This window comes from Rhodoferax sp. GW822-FHT04A08 (assembly GCF_058801025.1).
Window position 1 is genome coordinate 254,844 of record NZ_JBXAMW010000005.1, and the last position, 22,097, is coordinate 276,940.

The following is a 22,097-nucleotide window of genomic DNA, read 5'->3' on the forward strand; positions in this document are numbered from 1 at the left end:
TTCAGACGTCGCGCAGGGCGATCACGGCATTGCGGGCGCGGTCCAGGAAGGCTCGCCTATCCTCGCCAGGCTCCAGATGCAAGGGGGCACCGAAGGTGACCGAGCACAGCACCGGCACCGGCACCACTTCGCCCTTGGGGAGCACGTGCTGCACGTTGTTGATCCAGGCGGGCACCAGTACCGCTTGCGGAAACTTGGCAGCCAGGTTGTACAGGCCCGCCTTGAAGGCCTGTGGCAACCCCTGGTGGCCGCGCGTTCCTTCTGGAAACAGGATGATGGAGTCGCCGCGGCCCAACGCTTCGATCAGCGGCTCCAGCGGGTCTTCGTCCGCCGTGCGCTCGCGTGACACATAGATGACATTGAACACGGCAGAGGTCAGCCACTGCCTGAAGGGAGTCTTGGTCCAGTAGTCGCGCGCCGCAATGGCGCGGGTCACATGGCGCAGTTCCTCGGGCAACGCCGCCCAGATCATCACCAGGTCGGCATGGCTCTGGTGGTTGGCAAAGTAGATGCGCTGTTCGGCCTTGGGCGGACATCCATACCAGCGCGCCTGAGAGCCGGTCAGCAACCGAACCAGGCCCAGCAAAAAATAGCCCATCAACTTAGCCAGCATGGCGGCCATGATACAGATGCAGGCGCAGGTACCAATGCACCGGCAAGTCAGGGCAGACGGGCATCCGCCATGCGCCCTGTGATGACGCTGGCGCGGCCCGACAGATAGGCGGAGTTGGACATCTTTTCGAAGTACTTGGGACGCGGCAGCATCACCACCAGGCGGGCGGCCTCGTAGGCTGTGAGTTTGGAAGCGGGCTTGCGGAAGTAATGCTGGGCAGCGGCCTCGGCGCCAAACACGCCCTCGCCCCACTCCACGCTATTGAGATAGATCTCCAGAATGCGCTGCTTGCCCAGCAGGGTCTCCAGTGCCATGGTGAGCACAAATTCCTGGGCCTTGCGAAACAGCGTGCGTTCGCCCGAGAGGAATAGGTTCTTGGCCAGTTGCTGCGAGATGGTGGAGCCACCCACCACCTTGGGCGGCTTGCTGGTGCCTCGGAGTTCGGCACGCTGTTCCGCCTTGCTGTTCTTGGCCCAGGCTTTTTCCAGCGCATCCCAGTCCACGCCATCGTGGCTGGAGAAGCCGTCGTCTTCGGAGGCGATCACCGCGCGCTTGAGGTTGTCCGACAGTTGGGCATACGGTACCCAGGTCTGTGCCCAGGGCAGTGCGCCCTTGTCCTTGGCAATGCGCCAGGCTTCGGAGCGCTGGAATGCCGTGGATTGCGGATCCACCGCGACCATGACGGCAATACGGACCAAGAAGAAAATTTGCAGACACAGCAAACAGAGGGTCACCAGACCCAGCCAACGCCACACCGCCCTCATGGTGCAGAACTGACCCGCGCTTGCAGCGTTTCGTCGCGCGTGAACTTGAAGCGCGATACCACCAGAATCTGGTCGGCCTGCTTGCGCATGGCCGGTGTGAAGGGGCCAAAAGGCCCGGCAGCACGCGCAATGGCAGCCGCGCGGCGGTCCAGCAGGCTGCTGCCCGAGCTCTCCACCACTTCGGTGCCGAGTACGCGGCCATCAAAGTTGACAGTCACAATCATGGTCAGTTCGCCATAGAGCTTCTTCCCGTTGAAGGCCGGGAAGTTTTCGGTGCCGCGGTCTTCGATCGTGCGGCGCAGCGTGTCGTAGTACACGGCATAGACTTCCTCGCGGGTGGAAGGGCTGATATAGCGCTTCTTGGGTCGCGAGTTTTCACTGTTGATGCGCCGTTCGATCTCGGCCAGCAGGTTGAGCAGCTGCTTGCGCTTTTCCTCGCGCTGCTGCGCTTCGGTCTTGTTGCTCAGTTCCTTGGGTTCGGGTTGGGGCAGTCGGGCAATCTGTTCCTGCACCGTGGACAGCAGCACGCTTTGCTGCTCCTGCAGGCTTTGCAGCTTGCTGGCATTGACCATTTCCAGGGTCTCGCCGGTGTCGGTCAGAGGGGCTGGCGGCAGCGGGCTGGTGGCGCGGCCTTTTTCGGCATCGCCGCCACCGGCCAGGCTGGCTTGGGCGATGGCCTTGGCCTTGTCACTCTTCTCGTTGGTACGGGCGTTGACCAGAATGACTTCCAGCGGCGTGTCCTCAAACACCCGTCGGAACGACTCCGGGTCCACAAATCGCACCGAAAGCAGCACCCCGTGCACCGCAAGCGATGCACCCAGGGCCAACTGCAAAGTGCTGTATTTGGAAAGAATCACTAGGCAGGATTATCGTTAGAACCTTCCGCGCTGTCGCTCACATCTACCGCAATGGCGATCGGGCCGGCCACTTCTTCGTCGTCTTCCTCGGTGGCTTGCGCCGTTTCATCGGCAACCACGGTGTCCAGCCGCTCCAGCACGGTGCCATGCACGTCCAGGGTGATCAGGTCGATTTCTCCCAGCTTGATGCGCAGTTTGGCGCCGCGCGGCAAGCCTTGCGCACCCAGCACCGGCAGCACCAGCGGAAGCTCGTCGGCCCGCACCATGTTCTCCTTGAACAGCGATGCGGTCAGCTCGGTCAGACCGTGTAGCTGCACATAGCGCAGTGTCCAGAAGCGCTCCATTGCGCCCTGGTAGCCGTTGTAGGCGCTGTAGGCCGCGTCAAAACTGCTGATGATGGAGAACAGGTCGGCATCCTTGGGCTTGAACGGTGCTGCCAGCGCAGCCGTCTTGCCGTGGCGTGCGCAGGCAATGATCTGCCACTGGTTGACCAGGTCGGTATAGCGACGCAGCGGCGATGTGCTCCAGGCGTAGCTCTTGACGCCTATGCCCGCGTGCGGCAAAGCCTTGGTGCCCATGCGCACCTTGACGCCGGGCGCCAGCGAGGCCTGGCTGCGGTAGATGGCGGGCACGCCCAGCTCGGCCATCCAGCTGCCCCAGGTGCTGTTGGCCAGGATCATGGCCTCGGCCACGATCAGGTCCAGCGGCGCGCCACGCTGGCGCACACTGATCTGCACCGTCTCTTGCCCGGTGGGCTCGGCGCCGTCATTGCCCACCAGTCGGAAGTTGTAGTCCGGGCGGTTGAAGGTTTCGGGTTTGCCGCGCACCACTTCGCGCTTCAACTTGAGGTCCTTAGCCAACCGGTAGAGGAAGGCCAGTTCCGTACGCAGTTCCGTCATGGACTGCGGCTCACTGTCGTGGTTGAACGCCGGGTCCAGCAACCAGGGCTCGGTCACGATGGCATCGAGCTGGTCGTGGCGCAGGTTGCGGGCAATGGGTACGCGCTCCAGCCGGGTTTCGCTGCTCTTGATGTCCAGTGTGGTTTCGTCCAGCGTCACATACAGCGACACTGCAGGGCAGGCACGGCCCTCCTGCAAGGTGTAGATCTGCACCACATCGTCGGGCAGCATGGTGATCTTGTAGCCCGGCATATAGACTGTGGACAGGCGCGCACGCCCCAATTGGTCCACCGGGCTGCCCGGCAGTACAGCCAGGCCGGGCGCTGCGATGTGGATGCCCACGGTGACCGTGCCGCTGCCCAGGCCTTGCAGGGAGAGTGCATCGTCGATTTCGGTGGTTTGGGAGTCGTCGATTGAGTAGGCCTGTACCGGGGCCAGCGGCAGCTCGTCGGCAATGGCTGGCGCGCTGACAGCGGGAAAACCATGACCCTTGGGGAAGTTCTCCAGCAGGAAACGCTTCCAGTGGAAGAGGTAGGGCGAGTGGATGGCGCCGGCCTTTTGCAGCAGTTCCAGCGGTGCGGTGTGGGTGGCACGCGAGGCCTCGACCACGGCCTTGTACTCGGCGGCGTTCTTGTCGGGCTTGAACAGGATCTTGTAGAGCTGCTCTTTGATGGGTTCGGGGCAAGCGCCCTGGCCCAGCTCGCCGGCCCAGGCGGTGATCTGCTCGGCAACCAGGCGCTTCTTTTCGATGGCGGCCAGGGCCTGGGCAATGATGTCGGCCGGCGCACGCTTGAAGCGGCCCTTGCCGGCGCGGCGGAAGTAGTGCGGCGCCTCAAACAGCTTGAACAGCATTCCAGCCTGCTGCTCGATGCTGGCGTTGGCCGAGAAGTAGTCGCGCGCCAGATCGGCGAAGCCAAATTCCTCTTCCGGCGCGAATTCCCAGGCCATTTCCAGCTCAATGCCTTCGGCCTGCTTTTGTGCGGCCTGCACAAAGGCCGCCGGCGCGGGCTTTTCAAACCGGATCAACATGTTGGCGGCCTTGACCTTGACCCGTTTGCCACTATCCAACTCCACCTGCGCAGAGGACTCAGCCTCCGACAGCACCCGACCGGCCATGAACTTTCCGGCTTCTTCAAACAATAAAAACATGGGGGGATTGTCCCTGTATTTGTCTTCAGTCCCCGGTGATATGGGCCATGACCGTGGGCAGGTGGCTCTCATAGTCGGAGATGGCGTGGTTGCCGCCTTCGAGCAGAAGCACTTTGCACGCTGCATAGCGCGCATGCATTTCGCGCCAGTCCAGCACCTCGTCGCCCTTGGCAATGATGCAGAAGTAGTTGCGCGGTCGGCCCAGCGGCCCGCAGACCAGATCGCGCAACTCCTGCACGTACTCAGGTTGGAAGTAGAAGCTTTCCTGTGGATCGTGCCAGTGCGTCTGCTCGCCGATGTAGGCGGCCAGGTCCCGCGCCGGGTCTACCGCCGGATTGAGCAGCACCGCTCGGCAGCCGGTGCGCTCGGCAATCCAGGTGGCATAGAAGCCGCCCAGGGATGATCCCACGACGGCCATGCTCTCCAGCGGCCAGTCTGCGATGCCTTGCATGACCATTTCCATGGCTTCGTGCGGCGATGGGGGAAGCTGGGGGCACCACCAGACGATCTCGGGATGGCGCTTTTGTAGCGCAGCAAATGTCTGCTGCGCCTTGGCCGATTGTGGGGAGGAGCGAAAGCCGTGCAGGTAAAGCAGGTGGGTGGTGGTCATGTGGTGGCGGTGGTTTGTTCGCTTGGCGGGATAATTGGGCTCATGTCATCCACATTTTCTCAGCCGTCCCTGCGCCAGCGCATTGCGCCCTGGTTTGCAGGCTTTGACGGCCCGCTGGCGTTCGCGGTCTTTCTGCTGGCCTGCGCCGGTTTGCTCACCATGTATTCCTCCGGCTGGGACCATGGCACCCGCTTCGAGGACCATGCACGCAATATGCTGATTGCGGCCGGCATCATGTTTGTCGTGGCCCAGATTCCGCCCCAGCGGTTGATGGCGCTGGCCGTGCCACTGTACACGGTGGGGGTCGCGCTGCTCATTGCAGTCGCTATCTTCGGCATCACCAAGAAGGGGGCCAAGCGGTGGATCAACGTGGGCGTGACCATCCAGCCTAGCGAAATTCTCAAGATCGCCATGCCGCTGATGCTGTCCTGGTGGTTCCAGAAGCGCGAGGGCCAGTTGCGCCCGCTGGACTTTGCGGTGGCTACAGTTCTGCTGGCCGTGCCGGTGGCGCTGATCATCAAGCAGCCCGATCTGGGCACGGCGCTGCTGATCTTGACGGCTGGTATGTCGGTCATTTTCTTTGCCGGCATGAGCTGGAAGTTGATTGTTCCGCCCATTGTCCTGGGACTCATTGGGGTAGCCCTACTCGTGATCTTCGAGCCCACACTGTGCGCCGATGGCATGCGTTGGCCGGTGCTGCACGACTACCAGCAGCAACGTATCTGCACCTTGCTGGACCCTTCGCGCGATCCGCTGGGCAAGGGGTTCCACATCATCCAGGGCATGATTGCCATCGGTTCGGGCGGCGTCTTTGGCATGGGCTTCATGCAGGGCACGCAAACCCATCTGGAATTCATCCCCGAGCGCACCACTGACTTCATCTTCGCCGCCTTCTCGGAAGAGTTCGGCCTGCTGGGCAATCTGTGCCTGATCGCATCCTTCATCTTCCTGGTGTTGCGCGGCCTGGCCATTGCACTGGAAGCCCCCACACTGTTCGCCCGCCTGCTCGCGGGCAGCGTGACCATGATCTTCTTTACCTACGCCTTTGTGAACATGGGCATGGTCAGCGGCATCCTGCCGGTGGTGGGCGTGCCTTTGCCGTTCATCAGCTACGGCGGTACTGCGATGGTGACGCTGGGGCTGGCGTTGGGCATTCTGATGTCGATTGCCAATTCGAAGCGGTTGGTGCAGTCTTGACCTATTAGTTTTGGGGTTGGGGTTGGATCGGTTCCTTGCGGGGATTTTGTAGGTCCCCTTCCCACCAGCAGGGTCTACCAACAATAAGGTCTTGAACCATAAACCGCCACACTCCAACCGTGGCGCCTAAAATGGCCCAATGATCTCTCGCGAACCCACCATCGAACGCCTGGCCACGGCCAAGTCCCTGTTGCTCACGCCGTTTGGCCTGGATGAATCCCATCTGACCCGCGCGCTCAACGAAATCAAGGCGCACAAGGTCGACGAAGCGGACCTGTATTTCCAATACACCCGCTCCGAAGGTTGGAGCCTGGAAGAGGGCATCGTCAAGACCGGCTCCTTCAGCATCGACCAGGGCGTGGGCGTGCGCGCGGTGAGTGGCGAGAAGACGGCCTTTGCCTATTCCGATGATATTTCCGAGGCGTCGTTGCTGGATGCCGCACGCACTGTGCGCACCATCTCCAGCGCAGCCAAGTCAGCGCGTGTGAAGGCCTCGGCGAACAAGATCGCCGGTGCGCGCAGTCTCTATACGGCAGTGGACCCGATTTCCACGCTGGACAGTACCACCAAGGTCGAGCTGCTGGGCAAGGTGGAGCGCCTGGCGCGTGCCAAGGATCCGCGCGTGGCGCAGGTCATGGCCGGTCTGGCGGCCGAGTACGACGTGGTGCTGGTGGCCCGCGCCGATGGCACGTTGGCGGCGGATGTGCGTCCTTTGGTGCGGTTGTCGGTGACGGTCATTGCAGAGCAAAAAGGCCGACGCGAAGTTGGCTCCAGTGGTGGTGGCGGCCGTTTCGGGCTGGCCTATTTCACCGACGCGCAGATCGAGGAATACGTCAACCAGGCCGTGCATGCGGCACTGACCAATCTCGATGCGCGCCCCGCCCCCGCAGGCGAAATGACGGTGGTGCTGGGTTCCGGCTGGCCCGGCATCCTGTTGCATGAAGCCATTGGCCATGGGTTGGAAGGCGACTTCAATCGCAAGGGTTCCAGCGCATTCAGTGGCCGTATCGGCCAGCGCGTGGCGGCCAAGGGCGTGACCGTGCTGGACGACGGCACCATTGCCGACCGCCGCGGTTCGCTCAATGTGGATGACGAGGGCAATGCCAGCCAGCGCAATGTGCTGATCGAAGACGGCATCCTCAAGGGCTATATCCAGGATTCCATGAATGCCCGCCTGATGGGTGTCAAACCCACAGGCAATGGCCGCCGCGAGAGCTATGCCCACGTGCCTATGCCGCGCATGACCAACACCTACATGCTGGGTGGCGACAAGGCCCCCGAGGAAATCGTGGCCAGCATCAAGAAGGGCCTGTATGCCACCAATTTCGGCGGCGGTCAGGTGGATATTACATCCGGCAAATTCGTGTTCTCTGCCAGCGAAGCCTATTGGGTGGAAAACGGCAAGATCCTCTACCCCGTCAAGGGCGCCACCATCGTGGGTAACGGGCCGGATGCGCTGACGCGCGTCACCATGATCGGGGCAGACATGAAGCTCGACAGCGGAGTGGGTACCTGTGGCAAGGAAGGCCAGAGCGTGCCGGTAGGCGTGGGCCAGCCCACGCTGCGCATCGACGGTCTGACCGTGGGCGGTACGGCCTGACAGGTTGCTGCCTTTGCGTCCATTCGTAGCCGGTGCGCGTGACACCTTTCCGATGCTGGTGGGTGCGGCGCCTTTCGGGGTGATATTCGGTGCATTGGCGATCGGCTCCGGCCTTCCGGTGTGGATGACCCTGGGCATGTCGGCCCTGGTGTTTGGCGGTTCGTCCCAGTTTGTGGCCGTGAGCCTGATTGGCAGCGGTACGGCGCTGCCGGTCATCTGGCTGACGACGTTCGTCGTAAATCTGCGCCACGCGCTCTACAGCGCGACCCTGCTGCCCTATGCGCGCACATTGCCGGCACGCTGGCGCTGGGCACTGTCCTTCTGGCTCACGGATGAAACCTTCGCGGTGGTGGAAAACCAGTTGCGTCACCACGTCGACGTAAAGGACGGCGCCTACTACTGGTTGGGCTCTTCACTGTCCATGTACGTCAACTGGTTGGTGTGGACCACGGTGGGGGTACTGCTGGGACAGAGCGTGCCGGGGCTGGCAAACCTGGGGCTGGACTTTGCCATGGTGGCGACCTTTGCCGCCATTGTGGCGCTGCAATTGCGGGAGCGGCCCATTCTGATGGCCGCTCTGGTGGCGGGCGTAGTGGCCATGCTGGCGCGCGGACTGCCTTACAAGCTGGGCCTGATGCTGGCAGCTGTTGCGGGCGTTGCCGCAGGCGTCGCCATGGAAGTATGGGCTGCACGCGTTGCGCCTGCAGAAGACAAGAGGCCCGCGGCATGAATACCGATTGGCTATGGATTTTGCTGGGCATGGTGGTGGTGACCTACGGCATACGTCTGAGCTTTCTGGTGTTTGGCCATGGGCTGGCGTTCCCTTCATGGTTGGAGCGTGCCTTGCGGTATGTGCCTGCGGCGGTTCTGACGGCACTGATCACGCCCATGGCGTTGGCACCCCAGGGCGTGGTGGATGTGTCACTGCACAACGCCTATCTGCCCGGCACCATCGTCGCCACGCTGGTTGCGTTGATCAGCCGGCATACCCTGGGTGCCATTCTCAGCGGCTTTGTTGCCTACGGACTTTGGCGCTACTTTGTCGCCTGAATGGGCGCTGTCAAAAACTTGTGCTACATTGCCAACCATGCATTCAGCAACTTTCTTCTTTAGCTACTTTTGGTTCTCAAGCGCCTGCGGCGGTAGAGAGATCTGAGCGTACCTGTAGAAAAGGTCCCGAATCTTCCAAAAACCGCCGGCACCCCCGGCGGTTTTTTTATGTGCATTTTTGTTTTAACCAGGAAATCGCCATGACTACCAAAGCCCATACCAGCGCCGACCGCACTGGCATTACCGACGACGAACGCATCAAGGACATTACCGTGTTGCCACCCCCCGAGCATCTGGTCCGCTTCTTCCCGATCCAAGGCACGCCTGTTGAAAAGTTGATTTCCGACACGCGCCACACCATCCACAACATCATGGCTGGCAAGGATGACCGCCTGCTAGTGATCATCGGGCCGTGTTCCATCCACGATCCATCGGCGGCACTGGAATACGCCCGACGTCTGAAAGAGCAGCGCCTGAAATATGCCGACACGCTGGAAATCGTCATGCGCGTGTACTTCGAAAAGCCACGCACCACGGTGGGCTGGAAGGGGCTGATCAATGACCCCTACCTGGATGAGAGCTTCCGCATTGATGAGGGCCTGCGCATTGCGCGCCAGTTGCTCATCGAAATCAACCGCATGGGCTTGCCGGCTGGCAGCGAGTTCCTGGATGTGATCTCACCGCAGTACCTGGGCGACTTGATTTCCTGGGGCGCCATTGGCGCGCGTACCACCGAAAGCCAGGTGCACCGCGAACTGGCCTCGGGTCTGTCTGCGCCCATCGGTTTCAAGAATGGAACGGATGGCAACATCAAAATCGCCACCGACGCTATCCAGGCTGCCGCGGGCGGGCACCACTTCCTGTCGGTGCACAAGAATGGCCAGGTGGCGATTGTGCAGACCAAGGGCAACAAGGATTGCCACGTCATCCTGCGCGGCGGCAAGGCGCCGAACTACGATGCAGAAAGCGTGGCTGCAGCCTGCGCCGACCTGGAGAAGGCCAAGCTGCCTGCAACCTTGATGGTGGATTGCAGCCACGCCAACAGCAGCAAGCAACATGAGCGGCAACTGGTCGTGGCGCGCGACATTGCATCGCAAATTGCCGCGGGCTCGCACAGCGTCTTTGGCGTGATGGTGGAAAGCCACTTGCACGCTGGTGCGCAGAAATTCACGCCGGGCAAGGACGACTCGGCCAAGTTGGAGTACGGCAAGAGCATTACCGACGCCTGCCTGGGCTGGGATGATTCTCTGGAGTCTCTGGAGGTCTTGTCTGCTGCCGTGAAGGCACGTCGTCGCTAGTCAGTTTGCCATGGAGTCGCCACGCTTGCCTTTTGTCAGCGTGGCGACAATTCATTTGCGTTAATCTTGTGCCATCAACAAGACACAGGAGCACCAATGCGCAACGAAGTGAACGTGACCGTGGGCGGACAGAGCTTTTCGTTCGCCATGGATGGCAAGGAGCCCATGGCCAATGACCTGGCGCGCAAGTGGCTGGACGATCAGTTCGTGGCCTTGGAGTGCGAACCCTTGCGCGCTTCCGGCAAGGTGTTGCTGGCCGACAAGGTGGTCGTGGTGGCCCGCGAGGCAGGTGTCGTGCGCTTTGCCGATGCCCAATGGGGCGCCCAGTTTGCCGCTGCGGCTACGGCGGTGTTGGGCAAGAAAAGCCTGCAGGTAGACGCAGACAGTCTGACTGTGACGTATTGAGTTGGTTCTAGCGCTGGCGCAGGGCCAGTTCCAGCTTCGCATGGATGCCGCCAAAGCCGCCATTGCTCATGCACAGAATGTGGTCGCCGGGTTGGGCGTGGGTTGAAACCAGCGCCACGATGGCGTCCACCGTGTCGGCAACAAAGGCGCGCTGACCCATGGGGCTGAGCGCTTCAGCTGCATCCCAGCCAAGGCCGCCACTGTGGCAAAAGGCCAGGTCCGCTTCTTCCAGACTCCAGGGTAGCTGGGCCTTCATGGCGCCCAGCTTCATGGTATTGCTGCGAGGCTCAAATACGGCCAGGATGCGTGCTTTGCCGACCTTGCGGCGCAAGCCGTTCACCGTGGTCCGGATGGCGGTTGGATGGTGGGCGAAGTCGTCGTAGATGGTGACCGGGACAGCGGCGGCACTGCCGTTCAGTGTGATTTGTGCCCGCACTTCCATGCGACGTTTGACATTCTCAAAAGTACCCAAGGCTGCCGCAGCCTGTTGCGGGCTCACGCCTACGTGTTCGGCGGCCGCGATCGCGGCCAGGGCATTGAGCTGGTTGTGAACGCCGCCCAGATTCCAGCGCACGTGGGCCACCGGTTTGTCGCGGAGCAGCACGTCGAAGTCATGGGGTTCGCCTTGCGTCGTGAAGTCACTCACTGCGGCGCCAAAGCTGCGCACTTCGCTCCAGCAGCCCTGGTGCAATACGCGCGCCAGACTTTCTTCCAGACCGTTGACTACCACTCGCCCGCTGGAGGGAACGGTGCGCAACAGGTGGTGAAACTGGCGCTCAATGGCTGCCAGGTTGTCAAAAATGTCGGCGTGGTCAAACTCCAGATTGTTCAGGATCGCGGTGCGCGGACGGTAGTGGACGAACTTGCTGCGCTTGTCAAAGAAGGCCGTGTCGTACTCATCGGCTTCGATCACAAAGCATGGGCCTTTACCCAATTGGGCGGAGACGCCGAAGTTCATGGGGACGCCGCCCACCAGAAAGCCCGGCTCCAGGCCTGCGCTCTGCAAGACCCAGCTCAGCATGGCCGTGGTGGTAGTTTTGCCATGGGTGCCAGCAATGGCCAGCACGTGCCGACCCTGGAGCACGTGTTCGGCCAGCCATTGCGGGCCACTGGTGTAGGGCGCGCCTGCATCCAGAATGGCTTCCATCAAGGGAAATTTGGGCTCGCCATTGTCAAGGCGCGCGCGGCTAACCACATTGCCCACTACAAACATGTCGGGTTTGAGTGCCATCTGGTCGGCGCCAAAACCTTCCACCAGGTCGATGCCCAAAGCCCGCAATTGGTCGCTCATGGGTGGATACACACCCGCATCGCAACCAGTAACGCGATGCCCCGCTTCGCGTGCCAGAGCGGCCAGACCGCCCATGAAAGTGCCACAGATACCCAGAATATGAATGTGCATAGGGCTATTGTGCACAATGCCGATATGGACTCCGTCAAAGAAGAAATTGCATCGACCGCCGCCCGCATGGTGGTGGAAGAGGGCTTGGAATATGGCGCTGCCAAGCGCCGCGCAGTCAAACAAATGGGGCTGCCAGGACGTACGGCGCTGCCGGACAACGATGCCATCGAACTGGCGGTAGAAGAGTACATAGCCATTTTCTGTGCCGATACACAGCCGGCAGAATTGCGCTCATTGCGTGAGTTGGCGCTAACTTGGTTGGAGAAGATGCATACGTACAGACCCCATCTGGGGGGCGCCGTGTGGCGCGGGACGGCCACACGCCTGTCGGATATTTACATCCAGCTTTTCTGTGACGACTCCAAGTCGGCAGAGATATCGCTCATTGATATGGGCGTGCGCTTTGAAGTCCACTCGGTTCCCGGCTTTCACGGTGAGATGGTGGATGCGCTCAGTGTGCAAGTGGCATGTCCTGCCCTGGAGGCGCACGTGGGGGTGCACCTGCTTGTCTACGATTTGGACGACATGCGTGGTGCCTTGAAACCGGATGCCCGCGGCCGCAAGCCCCGTGGGGATGCAGCGGCCTTGCGCAATTTGTTGCATGATGGACGGCTATGACGGAAGCAAATTCAACCCCCGGTACAGCTGACGAACCTGCGTCGCACCCATCTCGACGTGGCTTGCTGGTGGCTGCCGGCGTGCTGGCGGCATTGGGCGGCGGCTTGGCGTGGTGGAAAAATCAGGCAAGCGACAGTTCCGGGGATGTTGTGCAGGTGGTACCCGACTTTTGGGAGCTGCAATGGGATATGCCACAAGGAGGCGTTCTGCGCTTGCAGGAGTTCCGTGGCAAGCCGTTGTTGGTCAACTTCTGGGCAACCTGGTGTCCACCCTGTATTGAAGAGTTGCCACTGATCAATGACTTCTACCGGAAAAACCGGTCCAATGGCTGGCAAGTCGTCGGCCTTGCGGTCGACAGACCCGATGCCGTGCAAGGATTTCTGCAAAAACTTCCACTGGATTTTCCTGTGGGGTTGGTCGCGGCCACCGGTGCTGGGCTGGCACGCCAGTTGGGAAACCCCTCAGGATCCTTGCCGTTCTCCGTGGCCTTGGATGCACAGGGCGTTGTGGTGCAACGCAAACTGGGCCGTCTGCGGCCGGATGATCTGAACCTCTGGGCTCAGTTAAAATAGCCCCGCTCCGCGTCTTTTGCCCGGACATTGCATGCTTGTCCGCGGCGTGTCATACAAGTATTTAACCTTGAATTGACGACAAATAAATAAAATTGCCAAAAATAGCGGTAATTTTGCTGTAAATTACGGCCCCTGTTACTGAACGTTGTTGGAGACTCCATGGACTTACGCAAACTCAAAACTCTGATCGACCTCGTGTCTGATTCCAATGTTTCGGAGCTGGAAATTACCGAGGCCGAAGGCAAGGTGCGCATCGTGAAGGGAGGCGGGGCTCTGGCTCAGGGTTACGGCCAACCGGTCTACCATCAGGTTCAATCCGCTCCAGCGCCAGTTGCCGCACCTGTGGCTGCTCCCGTAGCGCCCGTGGTTGAAGAGGTTGCTGCCGGTCATGCCGTCAAATCTCCCATGGTCGGGACCTTCTACCGTGCTTCCTCGCCTGGCGCCAAACCTTTTGTGGAGGTTGGTGACAGCATCAAGGAAGGCGAAACCATCTGCATTATTGAAGCCATGAAGATCCTCAATGAAATTGAGGCCGACAAATCGGGGACCGTTACCAAGATTCTGTGCGAGAACGGGCAAGCGGTCGAATACGGCCAGCCACTGTTCATCATCGAATAAGCGCCAAGCCCATGTTCAAAAAAATACTGATCGCCAATCGTGGCGAGATAGCCTTGCGAATTCAGCGGGCCTGCCGCGAGCTGGGGGTCAAGGCTGTGATGGTCTATTCCGAGGCGGATCGGGAAGCCAAATACGTCAAGCTGGCGGAAGAGGCCGTGTGTATTGGGCCTGCGGCTTCGGCACAGAGCTACCTCAACATGCCGGCCATCATCTCCGCTGCGGAAGTGACGGACGCCGAGGCGATCCACCCAGGCTACGGGTTCTTGAGTGAAAACGCCGATTTTGCCGAGCGTGTGGAAAAGAGTGGCTTCCAATTCATCGGCCCCACACCGGAATCCATCCGGATCATGGGTGACAAGGTATCTGCCAAGCAGGCCATGATCCGTGCCGGTGTGCCTTGCGTGCCCGGTTCAGAGGGTGAACTGCCGGACGACCCGGCAACCATTCGTCGTGTGGCCAAGGCCGTTGGCTACCCGGTCATCATCAAGGCTGCTGGCGGCGGCGGCGGACGTGGCATGCGCGTCGTCCATACCGAGGCGGCGTTGATCAATGCGGTGCAGATGACCAAGGCTGAGGCCGGCGCGGCGTTCGGCAATCCCGCGGTCTATATGGAGAAGTTCCTCCAGAATCCGCGCCATGTGGAAATCCAGATCATCGCCGACAAGTACAAGAACGCAGTGTATCTGGGTGAGCGCGACTGTTCCATGCAACGGCGTCACCAGAAGGTGCTGGAAGAGTCTCCCGCACCGGGGATCAATCGCAAGCTGATTGAACGCATTGGCGAGCGTTGCGTGGCCGCCTGCAAGAAGATTGGCTACCGCGGAGCCGGTACGTTCGAATTCCTGTATGAAGACGGAGAGTTCTATTTCATCGAGATGAACACCCGCGTGCAGGTGGAGCATCCGGTGACCGAGATGGTGACCGGTGTGGACATCGTCAAGACCCAGATCATGGTGGCCGCCGGTGAGAAGTTGCCTTTCACCCAGAAGGACATCGTGATGCGCGGGCACGCCATCGAGTGCCGGGTCAATGCCGAAGATCCCTACAAGTTCATTCCGTCTCCGGGACGCGTGACGATGTGGCACGCGCCTGGTGGTCCTGGTATCCGTGTGGATTCGCATGTGTACACCAACTACTTTGTGCCGCCCAACTACGACTCCATGGTCGGCAAGATCATTGCCCACGGTGACACGCGCGAGCAGGCCATGGCCCGCATGCGCACGGCGTTGGCCGAGACGGTAGTGGAAGGTATCAACACCAACATTCCCCTGCATCGTGAGTTGCTGGTGGATGCCAAGTTCATGGCCGGTGGAACCAACATCCACTACCTCGAACACTGGCTCGAGCAGCACAAGCGCTGAAAGTACCAGGCATGTTTGAACTGCGCCTGATGTGCCCGGAGGACCGGGTGGAAAGTCTGAGTGATGCCCTGGATGCGCTCGACGCGTTGAGCGTGAGCGTGGAAGATGCAGATGCCCAGACCGATGCAGAGCAGGCGCTCTTTGGTGAGCCGGGCATGCCGCCTCCCAAGGATGGCTGGCAGCGCTCCCGCGTGATCGCACTATTTGACAAGGAAGAGTCTGCCCAAGAGGCTGCTACTTTGCTGCAGTTGCAGGATTTCTTCAGCAAGTGTCAGGTTCTGGGGCTCAACGCGGTGGCTGACCAGGATTGGGTGCGTCTTACCCAATCGCAGTTCGCGCCAGTGGAGATTACGTTCGATTTCTGGATTGTCCCCACATGGCATGAGCCACCTGCGCAAGCCAGACAAGTCATTCGCCTGGACCCGGGGCTGGCCTTTGGCACGGGCACGCACCCGACAACCCGCATGTGCCTGCGCTGGATCGCCAGTCATCCGGTGGCGCCCCGTGTGCTGGACTATGGTTGCGGCTCAGGCATTCTGGCTATCGGGGCGGCCAAGTACGGCGCTTCGGAAGTGATCGCTGTGGATATCGATGAAGCGGCCGTGCAATCCACACAACTGAATGCCGAAGCCAACCGGGTCGTGCTGGATGCCGGCCTGCCGGACAAGGCGGTGGGTACCTTCGGGCTGGTGCTGGCCAATATTCTCGCCACACCACTTAAGGTGCTGGCGCCCTTGTTGTGCTCCCATGTGGCAAGCGGCGGCAGTCTGGTACTGGCGGGCATTCTGGAGCGGCAGGCCGATGAGCTGATTGCCGCCTACGCGCCGTATTGCAAGTTGTCAGTCGCTGATGCGGAAGATGGCTGGATCCTGATGACGGCTGCTTTTTAGCGCCTGACTTTGCGCTCTACAATGAGCCGCACATGAGTCTGATTACCCAATGCCCGGCATGCGCCACGATGTTTCGCGTCGTGCCGGACCAGCTTCGGATATCCGAAGGCTGGGTGCGTTGCGGTCAGTGTGATGAAGTCTTCGATGCGAATGCACATATGCAATCGCAGGACGCACCTGTCGTGGTGTCAGCACCTGAAGTCAGATTGCCGCCCGAAGCGACTTACTCACCAAGCGACATATCGGATCCCTTGGATCCCGCGTCCAGCATTAATGTGGGTTACGACTGGGGGGCAATTGCGGAGCCGCAGGTACACCCCAGTGCCGAAGAGCCAATTGCCAATCTGAGCGAGGAGTTGCATCACGTCGGTGATGAGCCATCTTCAACGCCAGAAGACGTCTTGAACGAGGAGCCTCCTGCCGAGGTGGAACCCTATCTGGAGCCAAGCCATTTTGACTTGCCCGTGATGGAAGACTCCCTGGCTTCCCAGTATGTGCCACCGATGGAGGACAACTGGCAGCATGCTCCCGAATCGTCGGTTGATGTGTCCGAGGAAGATGCGCCAGCATCAGCCGAAGAAGTTCCGCTGTCTTTCATGCCGCGCGAAGAGCGCACTTCCCGGCTGGGACGCATCTTTGGCAAGCGCATGATGGTTGCGGTGTGCTGCCTGTTGGTGGCCATGCTTGGGCTCCAATTGCTGATGGCAGAGCGTGATCGCGTGGCCACCATCATTCCGAGCATGCGACCGGTACTGGTGGCTGCTTGCGATGTACTCAGGTGCGCTGTGTCCGCGCCCAGACAGATCGAGTCGATAGCTATCGACAGTTCAGCGTTTACAAGCATCAAGCCCGGAATCTACCTGTTGAATGTGACGCTGAAGAACGCCGCAACCCTTGCGCTTGCCAGTCCCGCGCTGGAGTTGACACTGACCGACATGCAGGACAAGCCTTTGTTGAGACGGGTCATTCTTGCAGAGGAGTTTGCGGGCAAGACTCCCGTGATGGAGGCTGGGGCTGAACTCTCCAGCAGCATTCCCGTTGCTGTGCGCGCCGGGTCGGCCATTGAAAATATTGCGGGTTACAAGCTGCTTGCCTTTTACCCATGAAAAAAGCCCAACACCTCGCGGTGCCGGGCTTGCTACTAACCAATTTCTTGATTAGGGTTTGCTGGCCGTAGGGAAGGGCCAAGCGGCCTGCGGGTTCAGAGTGGTCTGAGCAGCAGGGGCCGCAGGAGCGGCAGCGGCAGCGGGTGCTTTCGCGGCTTTCTTCGCAGCCGGCTTCTTGGCTGCCTTCTTGGCTGCTGGCTTCTTTGCAGCGGGCTTCTTGGCCGCAGCAGCTTTCTTGGCGGGAGCCGCCTTCTTAGCAGGAGCTGCCTTCTTGGCGGCTACCTTCTTAGCAGGAGCTGCCTTCTTGGCGGCTACCTTCTTAGCAGGAGCTGCCTTCTTAGCGGCTACCTTCTTAGCAGGAGCTGCCTTCTTGGCGGCTACCTTCTTAGCAGGAGCTGCCTTCTTGGCGGCTACCTTCTTAGCAGGAGCTGCCTTCTTAGCGGCTACCTTTTTAGCAGGAGCCTTCTTCGCGGGTGCGGCCTTCTTTGCGGCCGGTTTTTTTGCAGTTGCCATAACTTTCTCCTTGATCAAGTAACAAAGAGCACTTCTTGTGAGTTGGAGTACAAGAAGCGATTCATACCGTTGGGAAGTTGCCCAGCGGCATGAACGTGGTAACACACCCGCACACCACGCTCTACGGCGCGATTGTTCAGGTGTGAAATTCTAGAAAACATTGTGAGACATCAATCCCAGGAAAGCGCGCCACCCGACTGATACTCAATCACACGGGTTTCGAAGAAGTTGCGCTCTTTTTTCAAGTCAATCATCTCACTCATCCAAGGGAAGGGGTTCTCTTCGTTGGGGAAGAGTGCCTCCAATCCAATCTGGGTGGCGCGACGGTTGGCAATGTAGCGCAGATAGCCCTTGAACATGGATGCATTCATGCCCAACACGCCGCGTGGCATGGTGTCCTCGGCATAGCGGTACTCCAGTTCCACTGCCTTTTCAAACAGCGCCTTGATTTCCGCCTTGAACGAAGGCGTCCACAGATGCGGATTCTCGGCCTTGAGCTGATTGATCAGGTCAATGCCGAAGTTGCAGTGCATGGACTCGTCACGCAGGATGTACTGGTACTGTTCTGCGGCACCGGTCATCTTGTTCTGACGGCCCAAGGCAAGAATCTGCGTGAAGCCTACGTAGAAGAACAGGCCTTCCATCAGGCAGGCAAACACGATCAGGCTTTTCAGCAGGGTCTGGTCGGTTTCCGGTGTGCCGGTGTGGAAGGCAGGGTCCATGATCGCTTCAATGAAGGGAATCAGGAACTCGTCCTTGTCACGGATGGATTGGATTTCGTTGTAGGCATTGAAGATCTCGCCTTCATCCAGGCCAAGGGACTCCACGATGTACTGGTAGGCGTGGGTGTGAATGGCTTCTTCAAATGCTTGGCGCAAGAGGAACTGGCGGCACTCCGGTGCAGTGATGTGGCGGTAGGTGCCCAGCACGATGTTGTTGGCAGCCAACGAATCGGCGGTCACAAAGAACCCGAGGTTGCGTTTGACGATGCGACGCTCGTCTTCGGTCAGACCGTTGGGGTCTTTCCAGAGCGCAATGTCGCGCGTCATGTTGACTTCCTGCGGCATCCAGTGGTTGGCGCAGGTGGCGAGGTACTTTTCCCACGCCCACTTGTATTTGAAGGGGACCAACTGGTTGACGTCGGTCTGACCGTTGATGATGCGTTTGTCTGCAGCACGCACACGACGTGCGGCTTCGGTCAGCAGAGGTGGAGACGTTGCAGCAGGGGCTGGAACCGCGGCACCATCATGCAGGGTGCGCAATCCGAGAGCGGCGTCTTCTTGCGTCAGCGGTGCAGCAGAGTGCGCCGTACGTGAGAAATTTGTTTGCGGTGAGGGCTTGACTTCTTCGTCCCAGGACAACATAGGGTATTCCAATCTGCGGATTATGGGAGCAGTGAAATGAAATGAAAAGTTATCATTCATTTCACCGCCTAAGAGTGTTGTTCAATAGCATCGCAAATGCATGCAATGCGCATCGCCAATCACTGGCACGACTCGCAAGTGGGATCGTCCACACCGCAGAATCGGATGTCGGTCGCAGCGTTTTCGGGCAAGGCCATTTGCGCCTTGGCTGCTGCGGCAGCGGCTTCCAATGCACTCATCTTCTGACCGCCGTTTTCGCTGCCAGACGACACAGCGTTCAGACGCCCAGCGGACACAGTCGATTTCTCAGCATGTGTGGCAGACATGGTGCGCAGGTAGTAGGTAGTCTTGAGTCCGCGCAGCCAGGCGAGCTTGTAGGTCTCGTCGAGCTTCTTGCCGGAAGCACCCGCCATGTAGATGTTGAGCGACTGGGCCTGGTCGATCCACTTCTGGCGGCGTGCGGCAGCTTCCACCAGCCACTGGGTTTCCACTTCGAAGGCAGTGGCGTACAGCTGCTTGATTTCCTGCGGCACGCGGTCGATGGGCGCGAGTGATCCGTCAAAGTGCTTCAGATCCATCACCATTACGTCATCCCAAAGGCCCAGACGCTTGAGGTCGCGCACCAGATAGCTGTTGATCACGGTGAACTCGCCCGACAGATTGGACTTGACGGACAGGTTGCCGAAGCAGGGCTCGATCGACGCATCCACGCCGATGATGTTGGAAATGGTGGCTGTGGGGGCAATGGCGACGCAGTTGGAGTTGCGCATGCCGTCGGCCGCAATCTTCTTGCGCAGGGCATCCCAGTCCAGGGTGGCGGAGCGGTCTACTTCCACATAGCCGCCACGCGCACTGGCCAGCATGTCCAGCGTGTCGGGTGGCAGCACGCCCTTGTCCCACAAGGAACCCTTGTAGCTGGAGTACTTGCCGCGTTCGCGCGCCAGCTCGGTGGACGCCCAGTAGGCGTAATAGCAGATGGCTTCCATGGAGCGATCAGCAAAGGCAACTGCAGCGTCTGAAGCGTAAGGAATACGCAGTGCATACAGGCTGTCCTGGAAGGCCATGACACCCAGGCCCACAGGACGGTGGCGCAGGTTGGAGTCGCGTGCCTTCTTGACGGCGTAGTAGTTGATGTCAATCACGTTGTCCAACATGCGCATGGCCGTGGTGATGGTGCGCTTGAGCTTGTCGTGGTCCAGGTCCTTGCCGTTCTCGCCATCTTTCAGATGGTGCAGCAGATTGACCGATCCCAGGTTGCAGACCGCGGTTTCGGTGTCGGAGGTGTTGAGCGTGATCTCGGTGCACAGGTTGGAAGAGTGCACCACGCCAGCGTGCTGCTGGGGCGAGCGCACGTTGCAGGCATCCTTGAACGTGATCCAGGGATGGCCGGTTTCGAACAGCATGGTCAGCATCTTGCGCCACAGGTCAGCGGCTTGCACCGTGCGGCTGGGCTTGATTTCGCCACGCGCAGCCTTTTCTTCGTAGGCCACATAAGCCTTCTCGAATTCGGCGCCGAACAGGTCATGCAGGTCCGGCACGTTGGAGGGCGAGAACAGTGTCCAGGTGCCCTTTTCCATGACACGGCGCATGAACAGGTCGGGCACCCAGTTGGCGGTATTCATGTCGTGGGTGCGGCGGCGGTCGTCACCGGTGTTCTTGCGCAGCTCCAGGAATTCTTCAATGTCCAGGTGCCATGTCTCCAGATAGGTGCAGACCGCGCCCTTGCGCTTGCCGCCCTGGTTCACGGCCACGGCGGTGTCATTGACCACCTTGAGGAACGGCACCACGCCTTGCGATTCACCATTGGTGCCCTTGATGTGGGAGCCCAGGGCGCGCACGCGCGTCCAGTCGTTGCCCAGGCCGCCGGCAAACTTGGACAGCAGTGCGTTTTCCTTGATGGATTCGTAGATGCCATCCAGATCGTCCGGCACCGTGGTCAGGTAGCAGCTGGAGAGCTGTGAGCGCAACGTGCCGCTGTTGAACAGTGTGGGTGTGGAGGACATGAAGTCGAAGCTGGAGAGCACTTCGTAGAACTCGATGGCGCGTGCCTCACGGTCGATCTCGTTGAGCGACAGGCCCATGGCCACACGCATGAAGAAAGCCTGCGGCAGTTCGATGCGCTTCTTGCCCACGTGCAGGAAGTAGCGGTCGTACAGAGTCTGCAGACCCAGGTAGTCGAAATTCAGGTCGCGGTCGGCCTTGAGTGCGGCGCCAAGTCGCTTCAAATCGAACTGCAGCAGCTTTTCGTCCAGCAGCTCGGCATCCACGCCTTTCTTGATGAAACCGGGGAAGTAGTCGGCATAGGCCTGTGCCATATCGGCCTGGGCCACGTCGCGGCCCAGAATCTCGCGCGAGATGGTGACAAACAACAGGCGCGCAGTGGCGTAGGTGTAGTCCGGATCTTTCTCGATCAGTGTGCGGGCTGCCAGGATGGATGCCTTGTAGACCTCGTCCATGGGAACGCCGTCGTACAGATTGCGCATGGTCTCGGCCACGATGGGATCGGCCTTGACGTCGACGCCCAGGCCGGCGCAAGCAGTCTCGATGCGGGATTTGAGCAGGTCCAGGTCCAGCTCCACCCGCTGACCGTCTTCGGTGACGTGGATGGTGGCCGCCTTGGGTTTGACCTGTTCCACCTGCTTGGCGCGCTCCTGGGTGCGGCGTTCGCGGTACAGAACATAGGCGCGGGCTATCTCGTGGTGGCCACCGCGCATCAGTCCCAGTTCCACCTGGTCCTGCACATCTTCAATATGGAAAGTGCCGCCACCCGGGCGTGAACGCATCAGCGCGCGAATGACTTGCTGCGTCAGGCCATCCACGGTTTCGCGCACGCTGGCCGACGCTGCACCCTGTGTGCCGTGCACGGCCAGAAAGGCTTTCATCATCGCCACGGCGATCTTATTGGGTTCAAACGGAACCACTGCGCCGTTGCGCCGGATGATCTGGTAATGGGCCAACGGATGGGCCTGCGCGTCGGCATATGAGGGAGCAGCCTGGGTACTCAGGACGCCGGTGGACAGTGGGGTGCTTGGAGATGCGTAAGACTGCATGATTTCCTCTTCTAAATCAGTTTTATTGTTGGGGTTCAGGGAAGTCGGGAAGGGCCTGTCATCGGTGCGATCCCCTTGTGTATCCGTGTGAACGTAACACACTATATCTGGGGTCATGGTTGATGGCAAGCCACTACCTGTAGTGTATCCAACGACGATGC

Annotated in this window: 21 protein-coding genes; 12 read left to right on the forward strand and 9 right to left on the reverse strand. The window is 60.1% G+C overall.

The features are described 5' to 3' along the window. Position 1: 1 nt before the first annotated feature. The 5 genes from AC1RMF_RS12785 to AC1RMF_RS12805 are packed head-to-tail and all read right to left on the reverse strand — an operon-like array spanning position 2 to position 4,892. Complete coding sequence (locus AC1RMF_RS12785) at positions 2-613, reverse strand: lysophospholipid acyltransferase family protein (protein ID WP_493141872.1); 612 nt, start codon at positions 611-613, stop codon at positions 2-4. A gap of 47 nt (positions 614-660) precedes the next feature. Beyond that, positions 661-1,377, reverse strand: coding sequence for a monofunctional biosynthetic peptidoglycan transglycosylase (gene mtgA, locus AC1RMF_RS12790; protein ID WP_493141874.1), 717 nt, complete (start codon positions 1,375-1,377; stop codon positions 661-663). Further along, positions 1,374-2,234 (reverse strand): energy transducer TonB, encoded by an 861-nt coding sequence (locus tag AC1RMF_RS12795; RefSeq protein ID WP_342620714.1) that lies wholly within the window; start codon positions 2,232-2,234, stop codon positions 1,374-1,376. Before AC1RMF_RS12795 ends, mtgA begins: the two co-directional genes overlap by 4 nt. After that, entirely contained in the window at positions 2,234-4,282 is a 2,049-nt protein-coding gene (locus AC1RMF_RS12800) for a ribonuclease catalytic domain-containing protein (protein ID WP_493141876.1), read from the reverse strand. Before AC1RMF_RS12800 ends, AC1RMF_RS12795 begins: the two co-directional genes overlap by 1 nt. Before the next feature lie 25 nt (positions 4,283-4,307). Beyond that, positions 4,308-4,892, reverse strand: coding sequence for a YqiA/YcfP family alpha/beta fold hydrolase (locus tag AC1RMF_RS12805; RefSeq protein ID WP_493141878.1), 585 nt, complete (start codon positions 4,890-4,892; stop codon positions 4,308-4,310). Between the two features lie 42 nt (positions 4,893-4,934). Between AC1RMF_RS12805 and rodA the strand changes: the two genes are divergently transcribed. The 6 genes from rodA (at position 4,935) to AC1RMF_RS12835 (ending at position 10,442) form a co-directional block, all read left to right on the forward strand. Then, on the forward strand, positions 4,935-6,089 hold the full coding sequence (rodA, locus tag AC1RMF_RS12810) for a rod shape-determining protein RodA (RefSeq protein ID WP_493141881.1): 1,155 nt from the start codon (positions 4,935-4,937) through the stop codon (positions 6,087-6,089). Positions 6,090-6,228: 139 nt separating this feature from the next. Beyond that, positions 6,229-7,689: a metalloprotease TldD gene (gene tldD / locus AC1RMF_RS12815; RefSeq protein ID WP_493141882.1), complete on the forward strand. Its 1,461-nt coding sequence runs from the start codon at positions 6,229-6,231 to the stop codon at positions 7,687-7,689. Positions 7,690-7,702: 13 nt separating this feature from the next. Next, complete coding sequence (locus tag AC1RMF_RS12820; RefSeq protein WP_493141884.1) at positions 7,703-8,419, forward strand: AzlC family ABC transporter permease; 717 nt, start codon at positions 7,703-7,705, stop codon at positions 8,417-8,419. Next, complete coding sequence (locus tag AC1RMF_RS12825) at positions 8,416-8,739, forward strand: AzlD domain-containing protein (protein ID WP_493141885.1); 324 nt, start codon at positions 8,416-8,418, stop codon at positions 8,737-8,739. The genes AC1RMF_RS12820 and AC1RMF_RS12825 overlap by 4 nt, the downstream gene beginning before the upstream one ends. 200 nt (positions 8,740-8,939) lie before the next feature. Beyond that, complete coding sequence (locus tag AC1RMF_RS12830) at positions 8,940-10,037, forward strand: 3-deoxy-7-phosphoheptulonate synthase (protein ID WP_493141887.1); 1,098 nt, start codon at positions 8,940-8,942, stop codon at positions 10,035-10,037. Positions 10,038-10,133: 96 nt separating this feature from the next. Continuing rightward, on the forward strand, positions 10,134-10,442 hold the full coding sequence (locus AC1RMF_RS12835; protein ID WP_342620722.1) for a hypothetical protein: 309 nt from the start codon (positions 10,134-10,136) through the stop codon (positions 10,440-10,442). Between the two features lie 7 nt (positions 10,443-10,449). Here the strand turns inward: AC1RMF_RS12835 and mpl are convergent, their stop codons facing one another. Continuing rightward, positions 10,450-11,844, reverse strand: a complete 1,395-nt coding sequence (mpl, locus tag AC1RMF_RS12840; RefSeq protein WP_493141889.1) for a UDP-N-acetylmuramate:L-alanyl-gamma-D-glutamyl-meso-diaminopimelate ligase — start codon at positions 11,842-11,844, stop codon at positions 10,450-10,452. 24 nt (positions 11,845-11,868) lie between these two features. Between mpl and AC1RMF_RS12845 the strand changes: the two genes are divergently transcribed. From AC1RMF_RS12845 to AC1RMF_RS12870, 6 genes are all read left to right on the forward strand, one after another. Further along, positions 11,869-12,462 carry a GatB/YqeY domain-containing protein gene (locus tag AC1RMF_RS12845; RefSeq protein WP_342620724.1) on the forward strand — a complete coding sequence of 198 codons (594 nt, stop codon included), beginning with the start codon at positions 11,869-11,871 and terminating at the stop codon, positions 12,460-12,462. A 68-nt stretch (positions 12,463-12,530) separates the two neighbouring features. Further along, positions 12,531-13,034, forward strand: a complete 504-nt coding sequence (locus AC1RMF_RS12850) for a TlpA disulfide reductase family protein (protein WP_493141891.1) — start codon at positions 12,531-12,533, stop codon at positions 13,032-13,034. 159 nt (positions 13,035-13,193) lie between these two features. Continuing rightward, positions 13,194-13,652, forward strand: coding sequence for an acetyl-CoA carboxylase biotin carboxyl carrier protein (gene accB, locus AC1RMF_RS12855; protein ID WP_342620725.1), 459 nt, complete (start codon positions 13,194-13,196; stop codon positions 13,650-13,652). Positions 13,653-13,663: 11 nt separating this feature from the next. After that, positions 13,664-15,013, forward strand: coding sequence for an acetyl-CoA carboxylase biotin carboxylase subunit (accC, locus tag AC1RMF_RS12860; RefSeq protein ID WP_342620726.1), 1,350 nt, complete (start codon positions 13,664-13,666; stop codon positions 15,011-15,013). An 11-nt stretch (positions 15,014-15,024) separates the two neighbouring features. Continuing rightward, positions 15,025-15,903 carry a 50S ribosomal protein L11 methyltransferase gene (gene prmA / locus AC1RMF_RS12865; protein ID WP_493141892.1) on the forward strand — a complete coding sequence of 293 codons (879 nt, stop codon included), beginning with the start codon at positions 15,025-15,027 and terminating at the stop codon, positions 15,901-15,903. Positions 15,904-15,935: 32 nt separating this feature from the next. Beyond that, positions 15,936-17,009, forward strand: a complete 1,074-nt coding sequence (locus tag AC1RMF_RS12870; RefSeq protein ID WP_493141894.1) for a zinc-ribbon and DUF3426 domain-containing protein — start codon at positions 15,936-15,938, stop codon at positions 17,007-17,009. A 51-nt stretch (positions 17,010-17,060) separates the two neighbouring features. Here AC1RMF_RS12870 and AC1RMF_RS12875 read toward each other — a convergent pair whose 3' ends face one another. From AC1RMF_RS12875 to AC1RMF_RS12885, 3 genes are all read right to left on the reverse strand, one after another. Continuing rightward, positions 17,061-17,522, reverse strand: a complete 462-nt coding sequence (locus AC1RMF_RS12875) for a histone H1-like DNA-binding protein (protein ID WP_493141895.1) — start codon at positions 17,520-17,522, stop codon at positions 17,061-17,063. Positions 17,523-17,692: 170 nt separating this feature from the next. Continuing rightward, positions 17,693-18,886: a ribonucleotide-diphosphate reductase subunit beta gene (locus tag AC1RMF_RS12880; RefSeq protein WP_493141897.1), complete on the reverse strand. Its 1,194-nt coding sequence runs from the start codon at positions 18,884-18,886 to the stop codon at positions 17,693-17,695. A 119-nt stretch (positions 18,887-19,005) separates the two neighbouring features. Further along, positions 19,006-21,936, reverse strand: coding sequence for a ribonucleoside-diphosphate reductase subunit alpha (locus tag AC1RMF_RS12885; RefSeq protein WP_493141899.1), 2,931 nt, complete (start codon positions 21,934-21,936; stop codon positions 19,006-19,008). Positions 21,937-22,097 lie beyond the last annotated feature (161 nt).

Bases quoted from the DNA above. Each gene is read 5' to 3' on its own strand.
- AC1RMF_RS12830 (WP_493141887.1), top strand. From the start codon at position 8,940: ATGACTACCAAAGCCCATACCAGCGCCGACCGCACTGGCATTACCGAC.
- mtgA (WP_493141874.1), bottom strand. From the start codon at position 1,377: ATGAGGGCGGTGTGGCGTTGGCTGGGTCTGGTGACCCTCTGTTTGCTG.
- AC1RMF_RS12875 (WP_493141895.1), bottom strand. From the start codon at position 17,522: ATGGCAACTGCAAAAAAACCGGCCGCAAAGAAGGCCGCACCCGCGAAG.
- AC1RMF_RS12825 (WP_493141885.1), top strand. From the start codon at position 8,416: ATGAATACCGATTGGCTATGGATTTTGCTGGGCATGGTGGTGGTGACC.
- AC1RMF_RS12885 (WP_493141899.1), bottom strand. From the start codon at position 21,936: ATGCAGTCTTACGCATCTCCAAGCACCCCACTGTCCACCGGCGTCCTG.
- AC1RMF_RS12805 (WP_493141878.1), bottom strand. From the start codon at position 4,892: ATGACCACCACCCACCTGCTTTACCTGCACGGCTTTCGCTCCTCCCCA.
- AC1RMF_RS12880 (WP_493141897.1), bottom strand. From the start codon at position 18,886: ATGTTGTCCTGGGACGAAGAAGTCAAGCCCTCACCGCAAACAAATTTC.
- AC1RMF_RS12870 (WP_493141894.1), top strand. From the start codon at position 15,936: ATGAGTCTGATTACCCAATGCCCGGCATGCGCCACGATGTTTCGCGTC.
- prmA (WP_493141892.1), top strand. From the start codon at position 15,025: ATGTTTGAACTGCGCCTGATGTGCCCGGAGGACCGGGTGGAAAGTCTG.
- accB (WP_342620725.1), top strand. From the start codon at position 13,194: ATGGACTTACGCAAACTCAAAACTCTGATCGACCTCGTGTCTGATTCC.
- mpl (WP_493141889.1), bottom strand. From the start codon at position 11,844: ATGCACATTCATATTCTGGGTATCTGTGGCACTTTCATGGGCGGTCTG.
- AC1RMF_RS12845 (WP_342620724.1), top strand. From the start codon at position 11,869: ATGGACTCCGTCAAAGAAGAAATTGCATCGACCGCCGCCCGCATGGTG.
- accC (WP_342620726.1), top strand. From the start codon at position 13,664: ATGTTCAAAAAAATACTGATCGCCAATCGTGGCGAGATAGCCTTGCGA.
- tldD (WP_493141882.1), top strand. From the start codon at position 6,229: ATGATCTCTCGCGAACCCACCATCGAACGCCTGGCCACGGCCAAGTCC.
- AC1RMF_RS12785 (WP_493141872.1), bottom strand. From the start codon at position 613: ATGCTGGCTAAGTTGATGGGCTATTTTTTGCTGGGCCTGGTTCGGTTG.
- rodA (WP_493141881.1), top strand. From the start codon at position 4,935: ATGTCATCCACATTTTCTCAGCCGTCCCTGCGCCAGCGCATTGCGCCC.
- AC1RMF_RS12835 (WP_342620722.1), top strand. From the start codon at position 10,134: ATGCGCAACGAAGTGAACGTGACCGTGGGCGGACAGAGCTTTTCGTTC.
- AC1RMF_RS12800 (WP_493141876.1), bottom strand. From the start codon at position 4,282: ATGTTTTTATTGTTTGAAGAAGCCGGAAAGTTCATGGCCGGTCGGGTG.